Genomic DNA, 19,105 nt, shown 5'->3' on the forward strand with positions numbered 1-19,105 from the left:
ATGCACAATTATTATCCGATTCTCTGGGTCGGCGCGATCATCGGCGTGATTTCCACCCTGCTGATTGTGGCCGCGTTTGTAGTGAAAGATGGAGAAAAAGAAACCGGCTTTGAGCGGAACATGAAAGACAGTGAAATCATGCAGCGTCTGATGGATTACGCAAAGCCGTTTTACCGCCAGTTTATCGTTGTTGGTTTTCTGATGCTGTTTTCGATCGCGTACGATATCATTTCGCCGCTGATCGTCGGCAAAATTGAGGAGCTCGTCGTTGGAAAATTCGCGCTGAATACCCTGTTTCTGTGGGTAGCGGGCTATGCGGCAATCCTTCTTGTCTCGATGGCGTGCACGTATTTCCAGGCCGTGATTCTGCAGAAGACGGGTCAGAAAATCATTTCCAATATGAGGGAGGATCTGTTCGTCCACATCGAGCGCCTTTCCCACGAGCAGTTAAATGAGATTCCGGTCGGAAAGCTTGTCACGAGAACGACAAACGATACGAACGCGATTTCGCTGATGTTCACCAACCTTCTGGTCAATCTTCTGAAGAACTTCTTCGTGATCATCGGTATTCTGATTGCGATGCTGTTTCTGAACTATGAGCTGACGCTGATGGTGCTCTGCTTCGTGCCGTTTATCATGCTGTTCTCGATTATTTTCCGCAAATTCTCGCGAAGAGCACACCGGAAAGTAAAAGACTGTACTACGGACATCAACACGTATCTGTCGGAGAACCTTTCCGGTATGAAAATCACACAGATCTTCAACCGCGAGGATGCCAAGATGCGCGAGTTTACCGACAAGAGCAACGCACTCGGCCGCGCACAGCAGGAGCAGATTTTCGTGTTTGGTATTTTCCGTCCGCTCGTCTACATGCTGTATATCAGCTCCGTGCTCTGCCTTTTGTATTTAGGCGGCAAGGGCTATCTGGAGGGAACGTCGTTCCTCGGCCAGACGCTTACCAGCGGTATGATCGTCAGCTTTTACATGTATATTTCAAAATTCTTCAACCCGATCCAGAACCTGGCGGAGCAGTTCAACTGGCTGCAGTCCGCATTTGCATCCGCCGAGAAAGTATTCTCGATTCTGGATCTTGAGCCAAAAATGCAGGATGCGCCGGATGCGATCGAGCTTACCGGCATCAGGGGCGAAATTGAGTTCCGCGACGTATGGTTTTCCTATATCCCGGGCGAGTGGGTGTTAAAAGGCGTTTCGTTCCACGTCAACCCGAAAGAGACAATCGCATTTGTGGGTTCCACCGGTTCCGGAAAATCGACGATTCTTTCCCTGATCTGCCGGAACTACGAGTTCCAGAAGGGTGAGATTCTGATCGACGGCATCGACATCCGAAAGATCAAGATCGATTCCCTGCGGAAAAAATTCGGCCAGATGCTGCAGGATGTCTTCCTGTTCTCGGGAACGATCCGTAGCAACATTATTCTCCGCGAGGAGGGGATTTCCGATGAGGAGATCATGGACGTCTGCCATTATGTGAATGCTGACCAGTTTATCAACAAGCTGGATCACGGCCTCGACGAGCCGGTGCGGGAGAGAGGAAACAACTTCTCCGCCGGACAGCGCCAGCTTCTCTCGTTTGCGCGTACCATCATCCATAAGCCTTCGGTCATGATCCTTGACGAGGCGACGGCGAACATCGACACCGAAACCGAGCTTCTGATCCAGGATTCCATGGAAAAGATGAAGAACATCGGAACGATGCTGATCGTAGCGCACCGTCTTTCGACGATCCAGCATGCGGATGAGATTATCGTACTGTCCCACGGAAAAATCGTGGAGCATGGAACGCATCAGGAGCTTTTAGCAGCGCAGGGAAGATATTACCAGCTCTACACGCTGCAGTACCACCGCGAGCAGAGTGAGAAACAGAGAGGAAGAAAGTAAGAAAATTTTAGAACAATAAAGACAATTTACAAAAAGGGAGAAATTTTGTTTGTGCAAAGTGACAAAATTTCTCCTTTTTTTTACGGTGTATCATATTAAAATGATTTTAAATCAATATAGTCATATGAAAAAAATATGAGCATAATACGATATCCGTTTTTCCATCTCAAAAAGCGGGCGGTTATAATAAGGGAAGCAAAACGGCAGGCACCAAAAAGCCGGGCCGTCTGTTGAAAGAAAGGGAAAATTTATGGAAAAGAAAGCAAGCCTTGTAGGACGCCTGCTCTCGGAAAATCAGATGTCGGAAGCATTTATCAACAGTATGTTTCTGGCGCTGTCCGGCGGTTTTCAGGATGCCTACACGTACAATTGCAGAGATGAAGTATTCTCAAATGCCCAGACGGGAAACGTTGTGCTGATGAGCCAGAACTTTCTGGAAGGAAACTTTACGGCAGGTCTTCGGTATCTCTTCCCGATCCTCTTTTTTGCGATGGGTGTATTTCTGGCAGAAAATTTCCAGGAGCATTACCGGTATGCAAAGAGGCTGCACTGGCGGCAGGTACTTCTCGCGGCGGAAATTGTGATCCTTGCGATCGTCGGATTTATTCCGTCTTCTTATAATATGCTCGCGGCGATGCTTGTATCGTTTGCGTGCGCGATTCAGGTACAGACCTTCCGCAAGGTCGGCGGTTATTCGTATGCAAGCACCATGTGCATCGGAAACCTGCGAAGCGGAACCGCAGCGCTGTCTATGTATATGCGGGATAAGAAAAAAGAACAGCTCCGTCAGGCCGGATACTATTTCGGCGTGATTCTGGCTTTCGCCATCGGCGCCGGAATCGGAGGCGTGTTCTCCATGCTGTATGGAATCCATGTAATCTGGATTTCCTGCGGACTTCTTCTGGTGAGCTTCCTTCTGATGTCACTGGAAAAGTACCGCTGAGAAATAAGAGAGAGTGAAGAAAGAAGGCTGAAAAAATGGAAGTATTTCTGGAGTGCTGTATGACACTATTCTTTTCAGCGGCCATGCTGCTGCTGATCGTCCGCCTGGCAAAGGGTGAGGAGAAAAACATGATGTTTGCGCGTGTGTTCTCCCTGGCGTCCAACGTCGGTTTCTGGATTGGAATTGTCCGCATCGCTGTGCTGAACCGGAGCGGATTTCTGATGTTCTTCTACATCACAGGCGCAATGCTTTCCTACACGGCGATGGTATTTGCCATGCCGCATAAAAAAGAGCAGATTGCCGGACAGCAGGCATAAATAAAAAAGAGACCCTGTATACGGGAAGGATGGAGCAGCGATGTTCCGTTCGCCGGTAGACAGGGTCTTTTTCTGTTTCAAACAAAAGTTCATAAAATCTTATACGCGTTCCAGAAGCTCCTCGATCAGCTCTTTTGCCGCCGCGTTCTGGTGCTGCCGCGGGTTGATGATAAGACAGATTTCACGTTTGGGGGCCTCCTCGATGAGCGGAATCCGACAGACGGTACGGCTCTTTAAGGCATCGCGTGCCAGCTCCTCCGGATAAAATCCGATGCCGAGGTTATACTCGACCATAGGAAGAATCTGATCCGTTGTCGCCGCCTCCATATCGGGGTGGAAGGCGAGGTTGTGATTCAGAAAGTACTCGGCGTACAGCTCCCGCGTGCCGGTGTCTTTGGCAAGCGAGATAAAAGGATATTCTGACAATTCGCCGAGATGATGCGGCTCTGCGGAAAGGGATGCATATTTCGATCCGCCGATCAGAATTTCCTGGAATGGGAAAATCGGGATCTTGTGCAGCGGTTTGCGGATTTCCACCGGGCTTGTGACGACTGCGAAGTCGACCAGACCGTTTTCGAGCGCCTGGATGGCCTGCGGCGTCGAGTGGTTGGAGATGCGCAGGCGGACGTGCGGATAGCGGGTGTGGAAGTGCTCCAGGCGGGAGAGCAGCATCAGACGAAGTGCCGTCTCACTCGCACCGATTGTGATAAGGCCGCTCTCAAGAGACCGCTCAAGAGCCAGCTCCTCCTCAACCGTGCGGAGCTGTTCGTAGGCAACGGCCACACGCTCATACACCTTTTCGCCCTCCGCTGTCAGTGTGACACCCTGGTGGGAACGGATAAAAAGTTTGCAGCCAAGCTCACTTTCCAGATTGTTCATGCACCGTGTGATGTTGGGCTGGTTGTTTTTCAGAATTTCCGCGGCTTTTGTAAAGCTGTGATATTGTGCTACGAAGTAAAAAATGCGATAATAATCATATGTAATCATAAAAACCTCCGAAGGATGAAGAAGAAAAAATCATCCATGATTGCTTCAATATAAAATACATGCGCCGGGTTGTCAAGGGATTTCTGAGGATGGTCCGGCCGGATTGTGCGGGGGATGGCAGAAGAGAAGTGGAAATTTTTTGAAAAAACACTTGCAAAATACCCGGACAGGGTATATAGTGTAGAAGAAAACAAGATACCCCATTAGGGTATATGAAATAGAAAATCCAGAACTACAGAAAGGAAGACATACGATGGAACAGTACAATGTAACCGGCATGAGCTGCGCCGCCTGCCAGACCCGTGTCGAAAAAGCCGTGTCAAAGGTACCCGGTGTCACATCCTGCGCAGTCAGCCTTCTGACAAATTCCATGGGCGTGGAGGGAACGGCCTCCCCGGCAGAGATTATTGCCGCCGTGGAAAATGCAGGCTACGGTGCGTCGAAAAAAGGCGAGAAGGGAAGCACATCACAGTCGGCTTCCACAGCAGAATACGAAGAGATGCTGAAAGACAAGGAAACACCGGTCATGAAACGCCGTCTGTTGAGCTCCGTTCTTCTTTTGATTCCGCTCATGTATTTCTCCATGGGCCATATGATGTGGGGATGGCCGCTGCCGAAATTCTTTGAAGGAAATCACATCGCAATGGGACTGGTACAGCTCCTGCTTACCATTGCGGTCATGGTCATCAACCAGAAATTCTTTATCAGCGGTTTCAAGAGTCTCTGGCATAAAGCACCGAACATGGACACGCTGGTAGCGCTTGGTTCTACCGCATCGTTTGTATACAGCGTCTACGCCCTGTTTGCCATGACGGGAGCGCAGGTACAGGGGGACATGGATGCAGTCATGAGCTATATGCATGAATTTTACTTCGAGTCCGCAGCCATGATTCTGACCCTGATTACCGTCGGAAAAATGCTGGAGTCGATTTCCAAAGGAAAAACGACCGATGCGTTAAAGAGTCTGATGAAGCTGGCTCCGAAGACCGCCGTTCTCTTAAGAGACGGAAAAGAAGTGGAAGTCGGCATTGATCAGGTGAAAAAGGGCGATCATTTCATCGTCCGCCCGGGCGAAAATATTCCGGTGGACGGCGTTGTCCTGGAGGGAACGAGTGCCGTCAACGAATCCGCGCTGACTGGCGAGAGTATTCCGGTGGATAAAGAGGCCGGCGACCGCGTATCGGCGGCGACCTTAAACCAGTCCGGTTTCCTGACCTGTGAGGCGACGAGAGTCGGAGAAGACACAACACTCTCCCAGATCATTCAGATGGTCAGCGATGCGGCAGCGACAAAAGCGCCGATCGCCAAAGTGGCCGATAAAGTTTCCGGTATTTTTGTGCCGGCCGTTATCTGCATTGCACTTGCTACGATTGTGATCTGGCTGTTTGCAGGAGAGAGCGTCAGCTTTGCTCTTGCAAGAGGTATTTCCGTTCTCGTTATCAGCTGCCCGTGTGCGCTCGGCCTTGCAACACCGGTTGCGATCATGGTCGGAAACGGAATGGGAGCAAAACACGGAACGATGTTCAAAACCGCAGTTTCTCTCGAGGAGACAGGAAAAACACAGATCGTTGCACTCGATAAGACTGGAACCATCACAAGCGGAGAGCCGCAGGTAACCGATCTTGTCCCGGCGGACGGTGTAAGTGAGGAGGAGCTTTTAAAAGGTGCCTTTGCACTGGAGCAGAAAAGTGAGCATCCGCTGGCCCGTGCGATTCTTGCACTTGCAGAGGAAAAAGGCCTGGCCCGCGAAGAAGTCAGTGATTTCTCTGCGCTTCCTGGAAACGGCCTTGTGGCAAAACGGAACGGAAAAGAGCTCTGCGGAGGCAACCGCGCACTGATTACGAAAAAAGCGGTTCTCTCGAAACAGATGGAAGAGCAGGCAGCAAAACTTTCCGAAGAAGGAAAGACACCGCTGTTCTTCAGTGAAGACGGAAAGATGCTCGGTATGATCGCGGTTGCGGATGTCATCAAAGAGGACAGCCCGCGTGCGGTGAAAGAGCTGCAGAATATGGGAATCCGTGTCGTGATGCTGACCGGAGACAATGAGCGCACCGCGCGTGCCATCGGCGCTGAGGCAGGTGTGGACGAAGTCATCGCAGGCGTTCTGCCGGATGGAAAAGAAGCGGTCATCAGCCGCCTGAAAGAAAAAGGAAAAGTAGCGATGGTAGGAGACGGCATCAACGATGCACCGGCTCTGACCAGTGCGGATATCGGTATTGCCATCGGAGCAGGAACCGATATCGCGATCGATGCGGCAGACGTTGTCCTGATGAAGAGCCGCCTCTCCGATGTACCGGCAGCGATCCGCTTAAGCCGTGCGACCCTCAGGAACATTCACGAGAATTTGTTCTGGGCCTTCATTTACAATATCATCGGTATTCCGCTGGCTGCGGGCGTATGGATCCCGCTGTTCGGCTGGAAGCTGAACCCGATGTTCGGTGCGGCGGCGATGAGCCTTTCGAGCTTCTGCGTTGTGACAAACGCCCTGCGTCTGAATCTGTTTCGGATGCACGACGCGTCAAAAGATAAAAGAATCAAAAACGAAATTCTAAAGGAGGATCTGAACATGACAACAGAACAGGGAATGGTAAAAACCATGACAATCGAGGGCATGATGTGCGGCCACTGCGAGGCAAGAGTGAAGAAAACACTTGAGGCAATCGAGGGTGTTGCATCCGCAGAAGTAAGCCATGAAAAAGGAACAGCCGTTGTAACACTGACAGCTCCTGTATCAGACGATGTGCTGAAAACAGCCGTAGAGGCACAGGATTACACCGTAAAAGGAATCCAGTAAAACAGGAAACGTTGAGAAAAGGGAAACGCGCCTGGAATGAAAATTTCCGGGCGCGTTTCTTTTTTTTACCAGATATAGCAAAAATATTGCAATTTGTTCGGAATTTTCGTGACAAAAGGACAAAAATCCGTTAGGATAGAGAAAAAGAAGAGCAAAAACAAAAGGGTTTTTAGGATCAGGAGGTTTTTACATTATGACAGAGTACAGACTTGCAAAGCCGGAAGAGTGGGAGGACTGCATCGAACTTGCAAACTACGTGTTCAGCACGGCACACCGTCCGCACGACTTTGAGCAGTTAATTCCAAGGGTTTATCAGGCAGGACCGGAAATGGCACGGATCCACCGCGTCGCTGTTGCGGAAAACGGCAGACTCCGGGCCGAGATTGCGGTGCTTCCGCAGCAAATGGCAGCAGGGGGTAAGCTGCTCCGCGCAGGATATGTGGGAAGCGTTTCCGTGCATCCAAAGGCAAGGGGCGAAGGCCACATGAAGCGTCTTCTTGGCGACTGGATTACGGATCTGGAAGGAACGTGTGATCTTCTGGCACTGGACGGCCAGAGACAGCGGTATGCCTACTTTGGCTTTACGCCGGGAAGTGAAAAATACACGTTTTACCTGGATGTGGCAAATGTGCGCCATACCTGGAAAAACGGGGAACTCTCCGCTTACACCTTTGCGCCGCTGTTTCCGGAAAACGGCGAAGCGGACGAAGAGGCGGCAGCCTTTGCAAAGAAGCTGAATGAGGAAAAACCGCTTTACGTGGTAAGAGAGGATGTGAAAGCCTGCCTGAAAACGTTCGGCGAGCAGGCAATTGCAATCTGGAAAAACGGTGAGCGGATCGGATATCTGGCACTTTGCGGCGGAAACCAGGTTGTGGAAGCAGAAGTGTTGGAGGAACAGGATTTCGTTCCTGCACTTGCCGCTTATTTAAAAGAAAATGCGCTTGACTCTCTTTTCATTTCCATTCCGGTGTATGAGACCGGAAAAGCAGCAGCGTTATCGGAAGTCTGCGAAAGCTTCACAAAAGAGCGCTGCGGTTCCGCGATGTACCGTATTTTCCAATTTGCAGACGTCATCGAGGCAATGCTGACCATGAAAGCAGAGACGATGGGCATCAGCGATGGAACGTGGTCTGCCGTACTGGAGGGACAGCCGCTGACCGTGACGGTAAAAGATGGAACTGTGACCGTGACACGGGAAGCCCATCCGGGGGCAGATGTACTCAACCGGGAGCAGGCGCAGGAACTGCTTCTTTCACCGCTGGCAAGTAAGGGAAGCAAGGTTCCATCTGAAATCTGGAAGAACATTCCATCCGACTGGTTCCCGCTTCCGCTGTACTGTGCGACGGCAGACGAATTTTAGGCAATGACTGTTGGGAGGCAGAGAAATATGAACGAGACAGCGAAACGAGACAGAAGAGACGAAAAAGAAGAAATCCGGTACCATGTGATTTTCTACGGCCAGGTGCAGGGCGTGGGGTTCCGTTACCGGGCGTATTATGCTGCCTACCAGCTCGGGCTGACAGGCTGGGTGAGAAACTGCTGGGATGAGACGGTGGAGATGGAGGTGCAGGGTGATGAGGAGACGATCACGGAGATGATCAAAAGGATCCGCACCTCCAGCTACATCGAAATCACGGATGCAAAATGGACGAAGATTCCGCTGGAATCGGAATTCGGTTTTCATATCCGTTGATCAGGGCTGTTTTTTCTCTTTTTCCGGAATTTCGACGAGAATGATATCGTTGCCGATCTGGCAGATGCGGTCCCATGGGATCACAAAATCCTCGCCGTGGCAGAAAAAGCCGCAGAATTTCACAGGACCCGGAAGAACGAGTCCGGTAAGATGTCCCGTTTTTGGATTGAATTCCACATCAATCGGACAGCCGAGCGTTTTGCAGGTGCAGATATTGATAACTTCTTTCTGGCGGAGATCTACAACGCGCATGCGGTGCTCCTTTTTACTGATTCCTATGGAAAAACATATGCGAAAATGTTGCTGCAGTTGACTTGAATTTCACGGAAAAATGCGTATACTGTAAAAGTAGAAAACTTTCCGAAATACTTATTTAGAAACGAGGACGAAAGATATGAGATGTCCATTTTGTAATCAGGATAATACCCGGGTTGTGGATTCACGCCCGATTGAAGACAGCAATGCGATCCGCCGCCGCCGGATGTGCGATGTCTGCGGCAGACGCTTTACGACATACGAAAAAGTGGAGACGATCCCTTTGATCGTCATCAAAAAAGATATGAACCGCGAGCAGTATGACCGCTCGAAAATCGAGACCGGTATCCTGCGCGCCTGCCACAAACGGCCGGTGTCCGCCGAGAAGATCAACGAGATGGTCAACAAGGTGGAGACGGAGCTTTTCAACGGCGAGGAACGCGAGATTCCAAGCTCTGTGATCGGAGAGAAGGTCATGCATTACTTAAAAGACCTGGATCAGGTGGCGTACGTCCGCTTTGCGTCGATTTACCGTGAGTTCAAGGACGTCAACACGTTCATGGACGAGCTGAAAAAGATGCTCGACAAATAGCGGGAGGCAAAAAAATGGAAGTGTCGAACTATATTAAAATGCGTGATCAGATGCAGGAACGTTTTCTGACATACGATCAGAAGGAGATCGAAGGAAAGTATGGCTTTGCGTTTGATGGCGATTATTTCTATGTGCCGTATCTTTTTGAAGAATGGAGAGTGAACCGCCATACCGGCGTTGTAGAGGGATCAAAAGACCATTTTCTTCATGTACATCAGGGCAGTTTCAATGAGACGCTGACGATTTTCGACCTGCTCTGCTGCGGAAAGAAGGAGATTGTGCTCGCCGGCACGTATGCGCGTACCAATTCCTTAAAGGGAACGATCAAAGGCCGCACGATTGCGTCCGGCGTTCACGACAGCCGCGCCGCACGGTATGACGGGCATGTGGAACAGCTGAAAAAAGCATGCGTTTCCCTTGGCGGAAAACCATATTTCCCGGGAGACGCTGCTTTTGTTTTTCATGTCTTTCCGTTTCTGCCGCTCGTCTTCCAGTTCTGGGAGTCCGATGAGGAATTCCCGCCGGTGCTGAAGTTTATGTGGGATGAAAACGTCCTCGATTATCTGCGGTTTGAGACGCTGTATTACGTGATGGGAGATTTCCTGGACGCACTGGATCAAGCCTTCGATGCATGTAAAACAGAAGCCTGATACCTTTTGTGAGACAAAATCTTACGAAAATTTTTCGAATGTTTATAAAAATTTCAGTATACGAATCCCTTGGTTTAATGCTATAATGAGCGAAAGTGAGTAAAAAAAGAGAAGAGAAAGGGGAATGCATATGGCTTTTAGCATGAAAGTAACACCGGAAATAGAGGAACTGACAAACATCTGTCTGGATAACTCCAAAATGGATGTTTCGCTGTATGGGCAATACGATGTAAAACGCGGACTGCGCGATGTCAACGGCGTTGGCGTCCTTGCGGGACTGACACAGATTTCAAACGTTGTGTCTTCGGATATCATTGACGGCGTCAAAACACCGTGTGACGGACGTCTGTACTACCGCGGCATCAACGTGGAAAAACTGACCCAGGGATTTTTGAGTGAAAACCGTATGGGATTTGAAGAAGTCGCTTATCTGCTCCTGTTTGGAAATCTGCCGAATGAAGAGCAGCTTAAGCATTTTAAGACGATTTTAAAACAGCAGCAGTCCCTGCCGAAGAACTTTGTGCGTGACGTTGTTATGAAAGCGCCGACCAAGGACATGATGAACACTCTGTCCCGAAGCGTTCTGACCCTGTACGCGTACGACAACCACGCAGATGATACCTCCCTTCCGAATGTGCTTCGCCAGTGCATTAACCTGATTTCTGTTTTCCCGATGCTGTCCGTCTATGGCTATCAGGCGTACAACCATTATATCAAGGGAAAAAGTTTATATATCCACAATCCGTCGAAGAAGCTTTCCACCGCAGAAAACATTCTGCTGATGCTCCGCCCGGATCAGAAATACACCCCGCTGGAGGCGAAGATCCTCGATCTTGCCCTCGTCCTCCACATGGAGCACGGCGGCGGTAACAACTCAACCTTTACAACACATGTTGTTTCTTCTTCCGGAACCGATACGTACTCCGCAATTGCAGCGGCGCTCGGCTCCTTAAAGGGACCGAAGCACGGCGGTGCAAACATCAAGGTTGTGCGGATGTTCGACGATATGAAGTCACACGTCAAAGACTGGACGGATGAGGAAGAAGTATCGAATTACTTAAGAAAGCTGCTGCACAAAGAGGCGTTCGACCAGAAAGGTCTGATTTACGGTATGGGCCATGCGGTTTACTCCATTTCCGACCCGCGTGCGCGCATCTTCAAGACCTTCGTTGAGCAGCTGGCAAAAGAAAAACACAGAGAGAAAGATTACCGGCTGTACGCTATGGTCGAGGAACTGGCTCCGAAGATCATCGGCGAGGAGCGCCATATTTACAAAGGTGTATCCGCAAACGTCGACTTCTACAGCGGCTTCGTTTACAGCATGCTGGATCTTCCGCTGGAGCTCTACACCCCGATGTTCGCCTGCGCGCGTATCGTCGGCTGGAGTGCACACCGGATGGAGGAACTGATCAACACCGACAAGATCATCCGCCCGGCGTACAAGAGTGTCAAAGATGAAGTGGACTATGTTCCGCTGGAAAACAGATAAAACAGGCAGAAGGGCCGGAGCGTGTCGGGATTTTCCGATCTGCTCCGGCATTGCTCTGTGCAGGAAGTAATGTGTCATTGTGAAAAATAGGAGAGTGCAGGAGAATGAATGAGACAAAAAATTACAGCATAACAAAATCCGGAGCAGTCATACTGGAAGGAGGGGCCAATCGCGGCGTCTTTACAGCAGGAGCGCTGGACTTTCTGATGGAGCAGGAGTATTATATCCCTCATGTGATCGGCGTTTCCGCCGGAGCCTGCAATGCGCTGGACTATGTATCGCGCCAGATTGGCAGAACGAGGGACTGTATGATTGTCACGGATGAGAAAAACCGCTACGTCAATAAGAATATCAAGACAATCGTTGAGAAAAAAGCACTGCTCGACATGGATATGGTGTTCGAACGGTATCCGTATGAGATTTTTCCATTTGATTTTGATACGTATTTTGCATCGCCGCAGACGTGTGAGCTGGTTGTGACAAACTGTGAGACGGGACGCGCGGAATATCTGGATGACCGCGAAAATAAAGAACGTCTGCTTGCAATTGGCCGTGCATCATCGAGCATGCCGATCGCCTGCCCGATGGTGGAGATCGACGGAAACGAGTACGTCGACGGCGGTGTTGCCGATTCGATCCCGATTATTCGTTCCTTAAAGACGGGACACCGAAAAAATGTCATTATTCTGACACGGAATTTCGGTTACCGCAAAAAAGAGGGAACGAGAGGCTGGGAGCTGTATGTGGCGGCATTCCGCAAATACCCGAATCTCGTGCGTGCGCTTGTAAACCGTGCGAAACATTATAACCAGGTGCTCGAATGCATCGAAAAATGGGAAGAAGAAGGCTCCGTCTTTGTGATCCGCCCGGAGATACCGGCGGTATCGCGTCTCGAAAAGGACGAGGAGAGGCTGCGGGAATTTTACCAGCACGGCTATGACCAGATGAAAGCAAATTTTGAGGCTCTGCAGGAGTTTCTGAAAGAAGAATAAAGTTACTGTATAAACGAAAAGAGGATTGGAGAAAGAAGATGAGTGGAAAAAACCAGAAGAACCGGGGAACTATACTGATGCGGATGTTTTACCCGGACCGGAGAGAAAAAAGTGCCTATACGATCGATTACGCGGATCTGTACCGGAAAGGATACCGGGGCGTGATTTTTGATATCGATAATACGCTTGTTCCGCACGGTGCGCCGGCGACGAAGGAGGCGGCTGCGTTCTTTGCGTCTCTCCGGGAGACTGGTTTTTCCACCTGTCTGCTTTCCAACAATCAGAAACCGCGCGTGGCTCCGTTTGCCGATGCGGTCGGTTCTATCTATATCGAAAATGCGCACAAGCCTTCGGTGAAAAACTACCAGGAGGCATGCCGGAGAATGGGGATCAAAGAGGAGCAGGCGGTCTTTGTCGGGGATCAGCTTTTCACCGATGTGTACGGTGCAAAACGGACCGGACTTTACAATATTCTGACCGAGCCGATCGATCCGAAAGAGGAAATTCAGATCGTTCTGAAACGGTATCTGGAACACATTGTACTGTTCTTTTATGAGCGTGATCTGGCCCGCGGCAGGATTACGAAAAAAAACAGTTGAAAAATCGGGAAAAATATTATATTATAAGATAAGCCTATGGTGCGCATTTGGCGCATCGTACTATGTTAAGGAGGAAAAATCAGAATGATTTCAGCAGGAGATTTTAGAAACGGCGTTACCCTCGAGATCGATGGTCAGGTCGTTCAGATTCTTGAATTTCAGCATGTAAAACCTGGTAAAGGAGCTGCATTCGTAAGAACCAAATTAAAAAATGTCATCAACGGTGGTGTAGTAGAGCGTACCTTCCGTCCGACCGAGAAATTCCCGCAGGCTCGTATCGAGCGTGTAGACATGCAGTATCTGTACAGCGATGGCGATTTATTCTACTTCATGAACGTAGAAAACTATGAGCAGATCGCTCTGAACGAAGAGACCATCGGAGATGCTCTGAAATTCGTAAAAGAAAACGAAATGGTTAAAGTATGTTCCTACAACGGAAATGTATTCGCAATCGAACCGCCTCTGTTTGTAGAGCTTGAGATCACCGAGACTGAGCCAGGCTTCAAGGGAGATACCGCACAGGGTGCTTCCAAACCGGCTACCGTTGAGACTGGTGCTACCGTAAGCGTTCCGCTGTTCGTAAACCAGGGAGACAAAATCAAAATTGATACCAGAACAGGTGAATATCTGTCCCGTGTATAAGTAAGACTGTTCCCGCCGTTGTCCGTCACAACTTTCTTTGTGGCGGACACGGTTTTCTAAATAAATAGAATATTCGTCTGAAAAATGGCTGATAAAGGCTGTCGGAAGCAGCCCGGGCCCGTTTTTCTCATCGTTCGAAGTTCCGCGAACCAACGAATCTCTGGCATATACAGATCTGTACAGAGGTTTTTAAGTTGTGTTTTCCGGAGCTTTTTTGTTCCGTAAAGCAAAAATACAAAAGGCAATCAAACAGGAAAGGTGGGAAAAAATGGACTATCAGATGTTCAAAGAGCAGCTTGCCGCGCTGCTGAAAAGAAAAGCCGGCGATGATTTTGAGGTGAAGGTAGAATCGGTGCAGAAGCTGAACGGTATCGAAAAAGAGGCGTTTGTCATCAGCAGAAAGAAGGACTGGATTGCACCGACGATCTACGTGGAGCTTCTGTATGAATGCTGTCTGCAGGGCGTGCCGCTTTCTCAGATTGCAGAAAAGGTACTGGAGCAGTACCGGAAGGTGGAAGCGGAGGCGAGAAGACCGGAGAAAGCTGCCTTTTTTACCAACTGGAAAAATGCTGCGCCGCAGATCTACTGCGAGCTCATTCATGCGGAGAAAAACCGTACGCTGCTCTCCGAAGTTCCGCACAGAAAATTTCTCGATCTCGCGGTCGTGTACTATTACCAGATGCGGGGAAACCGCGTGCCGGATGCGACAATTCTGATCCACGAGACGCACCGGGAGCTGTGGGGAATTTCGGCGGAGGAGCTGGATGCCCGTGCCTGGGAGAACACCCTGCGGGATCTGCCGGTGCGCACAGACAGCCTTATGGTGTATTTGAAAGAGGAGTACGGAGTAACGTTTCCCCGGTTCGAGCTTGGTCCGCTGGCGGAACAGTTTTACCTGGTCAGCAACCGCAGAGGAAAGCTGGGTGCAATCTGCATGTGCTATCCCGGCGTGCTGGAGAGTCTTTCGCAGCGCTTTGAGGCAAGTCTTTATGTGATTCCGAGCAGTATCCACGAGTGCATGGTGATTCCGGATTATGATGTGTTCCCGGAGGAGTGTCTTTCCGACATGGTACGGGACGTGAATGAAAAGACGGTCAAGCCGCAGGAGATTCTGTCGGATCACGTTTATTATTACCACCGGGAAAGCGGGGAACTGACGCTGTGTGAGGAAGAAACGTAAGCTGTGTGGCAGAATAGTCTGCGAATAATTTAAGAAAAAAATGGGCGGCTGGGTGGGAAAAATACTTTACAATTGCAGGAGTCTGTGGTAAACTATCATAGTGTGGTTGAGAAAACAGATCACATCAGCGTCTGTAGCTCAGGGGATAGAGCAACGGTTTCCGGTACCGTGTGTCGGGGGTTCGAATCCCTCCAGACGCGTTTTTGCTACATGGCATGCTGCGGCGGGCAGGACCGGCGCAGGATAAGGAAAGCCCCTGCTTCGGTGTGAAGTAGAGGTTTTTTTGCTTACTGAGCATATCAATAACTGATCCGGCGGATCAGTTTTGATGAAGGAGGAAAAATATGGCAAAACCAATGACAACAAAAGATAAAATCCGGGAATGGATTTCCGATAATCTGCGCTACATGCTTCTGATCGGAGCAATTCTCCTGATTGTGGCAGCGGTTCTTCTCATCGTTCATCTGGTGTCACCAAAAAACGATGGAAAATCGAGCGGCGGAACCGTAACAAGCAGCAGCACCGGAAACAATGTGCCGGATAAAAAGACACAGGTAAAAGCAGACAGCAAAGCAGATTCTGAGGACAGCACAGGCATTTCATCGGACGTTTCGGATTCCGCGAATGATTCCAGTGCAGATGCTTCCAGTACCGATACTGCCAGCGCGCCGGATGCAGAGGCTGAGCCGACAAGTGAGCCGGAAGCGGCAGACGATACCAGTAATACAGAGAATACCGATAATACGGCTGTCTCCTTTGCCGCGGACAATGTCCCGGAAGTAAGCACCGTGCTGGAGCAGTATTACACCGCGCTCGGTGCAAGGAATATCAACGGTCTTTTTGCAGTAACAGATAATCTGACCGCGGAGGAGCAGGCGCAGATTGAGGCAGAAAGCGATGTGGAGTCATACGGAGATGTAAAGGCCTACACGATCAGCGGTCCAAATGACGGAACGTACATCGCGTTTGTCAGCAGCAGATGCAAATATCTGGGAATCAACCAGACCCTGCCGATGCTTTCGGAGTATTATCTCTACACGACAGAAGACGGCAGCCTGAAAATCATGGATGATACCGACAGCGATGCGGCCGTAACCGAGGCTATGAAAGCGGCGCTCGAAAACGAAGAAGTCAAAAATCTGATCGAACAGGTTCAGAACGATTATCAGAATGCACTCGATGCAGATGCTTCCCTGAGAGCATATGTAGAGAGCATTCAGTAGGAACAATAGAATAATACAAAACAAAAAAAGCAGTTTCTGGTTTTTATGAAACTGCTTTTTTGGAAGGATAAAACCATGCGCTTAAACAAATACTTAAGTGATGCGGGCGTCTGCTCGCGGCGGGAGGCGGACCGTCTGACAGAAGCGGGCGAGATTACTATAAACGGAAAACGCGCGGAAACCGGCATGCAGGTGGAGCCTGGCGACGTTGTTGTTGTGAAAGGCAAAACCGTTGTCCCGGAGGAGAAAAAAGTCTATCTCGCCTTCAACAAACCGCGCGGCATCGTCTGTACTGCGGAAAAACGGGAGAAAAACAACGTCATCGATTATCTGTCCTACCCGGTGCGGATTTATCCGGTGGGAAGACTCGATAAAGATTCTGAAGGCCTCCTTCTGATGACGAACGACGGTGCGATTGTAAATGGTATCATGCGTGCCAGAAACCGCCACGAAAAAGAATACCAGGTCGAGGTAAACAAAGAGACTACACCGGAATTTCTGAAAAAAATGGCATCCGGCGTGCCGATTCTCGATACCGTGACGCGCCCGTGCCGGATCCAGAAAACGGGAGAGCGCAGCTTTACGATTATTCTGACGCAAGGGCTGAACCGTCAGATCCGGCGGATGTGCGAAGCATTAGGATATCGTGTCACAAAGCTGAAACGTGTGCGGATCATGAATATTCACTTGAAAGACCTGAAAACAGGGGAGTACCGCCCTTTAACGGAAAAAGAATTAGCAGAACTGAAAAAGCAGATCGGGGAGGAAAAGCGATGAACGAGACAGAACGGATGAAGGAACTGGTCAAAAAGCTGAACGAAGCGGCAAAAGCCTATTACCAGGAAGACCGGGAGATCATGAGCAACCTGGAGTACGACACGCTGTATGACGAACTGCAGGTATTAGAGGAAAAAACAGGCGTAACACTCGCCGGAAGCCCGACCACAAAAGTCGGCTACGAGGCGATGGACGAACTGCCGAAAGAAGCGCACGAGTCGCCGATGCTTTCCCTTGATAAAACGAAAGATGTGGAAGTGCTCCGCAGCTTCATCGGGGATCACAAAACGCTGCTATCCTGGAAGATGGACGGTCTGACCGTCGTTCTGACGTACCGCGGCGGTACCCTCGCAAAGGCCGTCACCCGTGGAAACGGCGTGATCGGAGAGGTTGTCACGAACAATGCAAAAGTGTTTGAAAATATTCCCTTAAAAATCCCGTACCAGGGAGAGCTGGTTCTGCGAGGCGAGGCGATCATCCGCTATTCCGATTTTGAGAAGATCAACGAGGAGATTGAGGATGTCGATGCGAAATACAAGAATCCGAGGAACCTCTGCAGCGGTTCTGTGCGCCAGCTGAACAATGAGATTACGGCAAAACGCCACGTTCATTTTATGGCATTTGCGCTTGTGAGCGCTCCGGAACAGGATTTCGAAAATTCCAGAATCCGTCAGATGGAGTGGCTGAAAGAGCAGGGCTTCGAGGTGGTGGAATACAAGGTTGTCACCAAAGATAACCTCGACGAGGCGATGCAATATTTCTCCACGAAAATCGAGACAAACGATTTTCCGTCCGATGGCCTTGTCGCGTTGTATGACGATATCGCCTACGGAGAATCACTTGGCACAACCGCGAAATTCCCGCGGAACGCTTTCGCCTTCAAATGGGCGGATGAACAGAAGGAGACCACTCTGCTTGAAATTGAGTGGAGCCCGTCGAGAACCGGTCTCATCAATCCGGTTGCGGTTTTTGAGCCGGTCGAGCTGGAAGGAACTTCGGTTTCCCGCGCAAGTGTCCACAACATCAGTATCATGCGTTCGCTGGATCTCGGTGTGGGTGATAAAATCCTTGTCTACAAAGCAAACATGATCATTCCACAGATCTCAGAGAATCTGACGAGAAGCGGCGTGCGCGATATTCCGGAAACGTGTCCTGCCTGCGGCGGTGCCACCCGGATTCAGATGATGAATAATGTCGAGACCCTCTACTGTACGAATCCGGAGTGCCCGGCAAAATTCATGAAGGCATTCACCCTGTTTGTAAGCCGCGACGCGATGAACATCGACGGCATGTCGGAGGCAACGCTCGAAAAATTCGTGGGCCACGGCTTCATCCGTGAGTTTGCCGATATTTTCCGTCTCGACCGCTACCGCGACGAGATTGTGGAGATGGACGGTTTCGGTGAAAAATCATACCAGAATCTGATCGACAGCATCGAGCGCGCGAAAAACACAACGCTGCCCCGTCTGATTTTCGGACTTGGCATCTTAAATATCGGTCTTGCAAACGCGAGAATGATCTGCAAAGCCTTCGATTTCGATCTCGACCGGATCCGGAATGCATCGGCGGAGGATTTCGCGCAGATCGACGGTGTCGGAGAAGTGATTGCAAAAAGCATCGTGGATTACTTTGCGGATGAGGAAAATAAAGAACGCCTTGAGCGCCTTCTGTCGTATCTGACGATTGAGAAGCCGCAGGCAAGCCAGGAAGAACAGAAATTAGCCGGTCTTACCTTCGTTATCACCGGAAGTGTGGAACATTTCCCGAACCGGAATGCATTAAAGGCAAGAATCGAGGAGCTCGGCGGAAAAGCCACCGGAAGTGTAACGGGAAAGACGAGCTATCTGATCAACAACGACACGACATCCAGTTCCTCCAAAAACCGGAAAGCGCGCGAACTCGGCGTGCCGGTGATCTCAGAAGAGGAATTTCTGAAGATGACAGAAGAATAACGAAATATCTGCAAAGGCGGTTTGCATCCCGCGCGGGAATCTGCTATAATCGGAAACAGACGGCAGAAATTCCTGCCGGAAAAAGCAAACCGCCTGTCTGCGCAGAGAAAAGCGCGGCAGA

18 protein-coding genes and 1 tRNA gene are annotated in these 19,105 nt (G+C 50.0%); 17 read left to right on the top strand and 2 right to left on the bottom strand.

Annotated features, from left to right (window positions below; genetic code table 11):
* The 3 genes from DWX32_RS00480 to DWX32_RS00490 all read left to right on the top strand — a co-directional run bounded on the left by DWX32_RS00480 (position 1) and on the right by DWX32_RS00490 (position 3,159).
* A complete protein-coding gene (locus DWX32_RS00480) occupies positions 1–1,899 on the top strand; it encodes an ABC transporter ATP-binding protein (protein ID WP_117800814.1) in 1,899 nt (632 codons plus the stop codon).
* Between the two features lie 250 nt (positions 1,900–2,149).
* Positions 2,150–2,842, top strand: a complete 693-nt coding sequence (locus tag DWX32_RS00485; protein WP_242991102.1) for a YoaK family protein — start codon at positions 2,150–2,152, stop codon at positions 2,840–2,842.
* A 35-nt stretch (positions 2,843–2,877) separates the two neighbouring features.
* Positions 2,878–3,159 carry a hypothetical protein gene (locus DWX32_RS00490; protein WP_022462506.1) on the top strand — a complete coding sequence of 94 codons (282 nt, stop codon included), beginning with the start codon at positions 2,878–2,880 and terminating at the stop codon, positions 3,157–3,159.
* A gap of 99 nt (positions 3,160–3,258) precedes the next feature.
* On the opposite strand, the gene DWX32_RS00495 is transcribed toward DWX32_RS00490, so the two are convergent.
* Entirely contained in the window at positions 3,259–4,146 is an 888-nt protein-coding gene (locus DWX32_RS00495) for a LysR family transcriptional regulator (protein ID WP_117509122.1), read from the bottom strand.
* Positions 4,147–4,399: 253 nt separating this feature from the next.
* Between DWX32_RS00495 and DWX32_RS00500 the strand changes: the two genes are divergently transcribed.
* The 3 genes from DWX32_RS00500 to DWX32_RS00510 all read left to right on the top strand — a co-directional run bounded on the left by DWX32_RS00500 (position 4,400) and on the right by DWX32_RS00510 (position 8,633).
* Positions 4,400–6,940, top strand: a complete 2,541-nt coding sequence (locus DWX32_RS00500; RefSeq protein WP_117509121.1) for a heavy metal translocating P-type ATPase — start codon at positions 4,400–4,402, stop codon at positions 6,938–6,940.
* A gap of 193 nt (positions 6,941–7,133) precedes the next feature.
* Complete coding sequence (locus DWX32_RS00505; RefSeq protein ID WP_117509120.1) at positions 7,134–8,300, top strand: GNAT family N-acetyltransferase; 1,167 nt, start codon at positions 7,134–7,136, stop codon at positions 8,298–8,300.
* Between the two features lie 27 nt (positions 8,301–8,327).
* Entirely contained in the window at positions 8,328–8,633 is a 306-nt protein-coding gene (locus DWX32_RS00510; protein WP_022462510.1) for an acylphosphatase, read from the top strand.
* Here the strand turns inward: DWX32_RS00510 and DWX32_RS00515 are convergent, their stop codons facing one another.
* A complete protein-coding gene (locus tag DWX32_RS00515) occupies positions 8,634–8,885 on the bottom strand; it encodes a YlmC/YmxH family sporulation protein (RefSeq protein ID WP_022462511.1) in 252 nt (83 codons plus the stop codon).
* A 142-nt stretch (positions 8,886–9,027) separates the two neighbouring features.
* Here DWX32_RS00515 and nrdR point away from each other — a divergent pair, with 142 nt between their 5' ends.
* The 11 genes from nrdR (at position 9,028) to ligA (ending at position 18,984) form a co-directional block, all read left to right on the top strand.
* Entirely contained in the window at positions 9,028–9,480 is a 453-nt protein-coding gene (gene nrdR, locus DWX32_RS00520) for a transcriptional regulator NrdR (RefSeq protein ID WP_022462512.1), read from the top strand.
* A gap of 14 nt (positions 9,481–9,494) precedes the next feature.
* On the top strand, positions 9,495–10,130 hold the full coding sequence (locus DWX32_RS00525) for a DUF3786 domain-containing protein (protein ID WP_117509119.1): 636 nt from the start codon (positions 9,495–9,497) through the stop codon (positions 10,128–10,130).
* Between the two features lie 130 nt (positions 10,131–10,260).
* The gene (locus DWX32_RS00530; RefSeq protein WP_117509174.1) at positions 10,261–11,619 is read left to right on the top strand and encodes a citrate/2-methylcitrate synthase; all 1,359 of its coding nucleotides are present in this window, start codon (positions 10,261–10,263) and stop codon (positions 11,617–11,619) included.
* Positions 11,620–11,723: 104 nt separating this feature from the next.
* On the top strand, positions 11,724–12,611 hold the full coding sequence (locus DWX32_RS00535) for a patatin-like phospholipase family protein (protein WP_117800823.1): 888 nt from the start codon (positions 11,724–11,726) through the stop codon (positions 12,609–12,611).
* A gap of 74 nt (positions 12,612–12,685) precedes the next feature.
* Positions 12,686–13,210: a YqeG family HAD IIIA-type phosphatase gene (locus DWX32_RS00540; RefSeq protein ID WP_117801204.1), complete on the top strand. Its 525-nt coding sequence runs from the start codon at positions 12,686–12,688 to the stop codon at positions 13,208–13,210.
* 84 nt (positions 13,211–13,294) lie between these two features.
* Positions 13,295–13,852: an elongation factor P gene (gene efp / locus DWX32_RS00545; protein ID WP_022462517.1), complete on the top strand. Its 558-nt coding sequence runs from the start codon at positions 13,295–13,297 to the stop codon at positions 13,850–13,852.
* A gap of 268 nt (positions 13,853–14,120) precedes the next feature.
* Positions 14,121–15,032 carry a DUF5688 family protein gene (locus DWX32_RS00550; protein ID WP_147342012.1) on the top strand — a complete coding sequence of 304 codons (912 nt, stop codon included), beginning with the start codon at positions 14,121–14,123 and terminating at the stop codon, positions 15,030–15,032.
* Between the two features lie 127 nt (positions 15,033–15,159).
* Positions 15,160–15,232: transfer RNA gene (locus DWX32_RS00555), tRNA-Arg, on the top strand.
* A gap of 144 nt (positions 15,233–15,376) precedes the next feature.
* A complete protein-coding gene (locus DWX32_RS00560; protein ID WP_118659116.1) occupies positions 15,377–16,255 on the top strand; it encodes a hypothetical protein in 879 nt (292 codons plus the stop codon).
* A 75-nt stretch (positions 16,256–16,330) separates the two neighbouring features.
* Complete coding sequence (locus tag DWX32_RS00565) at positions 16,331–17,032, top strand: pseudouridine synthase (RefSeq protein ID WP_117801207.1); 702 nt, start codon at positions 16,331–16,333, stop codon at positions 17,030–17,032.
* A complete protein-coding gene (gene ligA, locus DWX32_RS00570; RefSeq protein ID WP_055228463.1) occupies positions 17,029–18,984 on the top strand; it encodes an NAD-dependent DNA ligase LigA in 1,956 nt (651 codons plus the stop codon). The genes DWX32_RS00565 and ligA overlap by 4 nt, the downstream gene beginning before the upstream one ends.
* Positions 18,985–19,105 lie beyond the last annotated feature (121 nt).

The organism is Blautia sp. AF19-13LB (assembly GCF_003479105.1).
GTDB classification, from domain to species: Bacteria; Bacillota; Clostridia; order Lachnospirales; family Lachnospiraceae; genus Fusicatenibacter; species Fusicatenibacter saccharivorans.

Excerpts from the sequence above, each read along its gene's own strand:
- DWX32_RS00480 (WP_117800814.1), top strand. The coding sequence starts at position 1 with ATGCACAATTATTATCCGATTCTCTGGGTCGGCGCGATCATCGGCGTG.
- DWX32_RS00485 (WP_242991102.1), top strand. The coding sequence starts at position 2,150 with ATGGAAAAGAAAGCAAGCCTTGTAGGACGCCTGCTCTCGGAAAATCAG.
- DWX32_RS00490 (WP_022462506.1), top strand. The coding sequence starts at position 2,878 with ATGGAAGTATTTCTGGAGTGCTGTATGACACTATTCTTTTCAGCGGCC.
- DWX32_RS00495 (WP_117509122.1), bottom strand. The coding sequence starts at position 4,146 with ATGATTACATATGATTATTATCGCATTTTTTACTTCGTAGCACAATAT.
- DWX32_RS00500 (WP_117509121.1), top strand. The coding sequence starts at position 4,400 with ATGGAACAGTACAATGTAACCGGCATGAGCTGCGCCGCCTGCCAGACC.
- DWX32_RS00505 (WP_117509120.1), top strand. The coding sequence starts at position 7,134 with ATGACAGAGTACAGACTTGCAAAGCCGGAAGAGTGGGAGGACTGCATC.
- DWX32_RS00510 (WP_022462510.1), top strand. The coding sequence starts at position 8,328 with ATGAACGAGACAGCGAAACGAGACAGAAGAGACGAAAAAGAAGAAATC.
- DWX32_RS00515 (WP_022462511.1), bottom strand. The coding sequence starts at position 8,885 with ATGCGCGTTGTAGATCTCCGCCAGAAAGAAGTTATCAATATCTGCACC.
- nrdR (WP_022462512.1), top strand. The coding sequence starts at position 9,028 with ATGAGATGTCCATTTTGTAATCAGGATAATACCCGGGTTGTGGATTCA.
- DWX32_RS00525 (WP_117509119.1), top strand. The coding sequence starts at position 9,495 with ATGGAAGTGTCGAACTATATTAAAATGCGTGATCAGATGCAGGAACGT.
- DWX32_RS00530 (WP_117509174.1), top strand. The coding sequence starts at position 10,261 with ATGGCTTTTAGCATGAAAGTAACACCGGAAATAGAGGAACTGACAAAC.
- DWX32_RS00535 (WP_117800823.1), top strand. The coding sequence starts at position 11,724 with ATGAATGAGACAAAAAATTACAGCATAACAAAATCCGGAGCAGTCATA.
- efp (WP_022462517.1), top strand. The coding sequence starts at position 13,295 with ATGATTTCAGCAGGAGATTTTAGAAACGGCGTTACCCTCGAGATCGAT.
- DWX32_RS00550 (WP_147342012.1), top strand. The coding sequence starts at position 14,121 with ATGGACTATCAGATGTTCAAAGAGCAGCTTGCCGCGCTGCTGAAAAGA.
- DWX32_RS00560 (WP_118659116.1), top strand. The coding sequence starts at position 15,377 with ATGGCAAAACCAATGACAACAAAAGATAAAATCCGGGAATGGATTTCC.
- DWX32_RS00565 (WP_117801207.1), top strand. The coding sequence starts at position 16,331 with ATGCGCTTAAACAAATACTTAAGTGATGCGGGCGTCTGCTCGCGGCGG.
- ligA (WP_055228463.1), top strand. The coding sequence starts at position 17,029 with ATGAACGAGACAGAACGGATGAAGGAACTGGTCAAAAAGCTGAACGAA.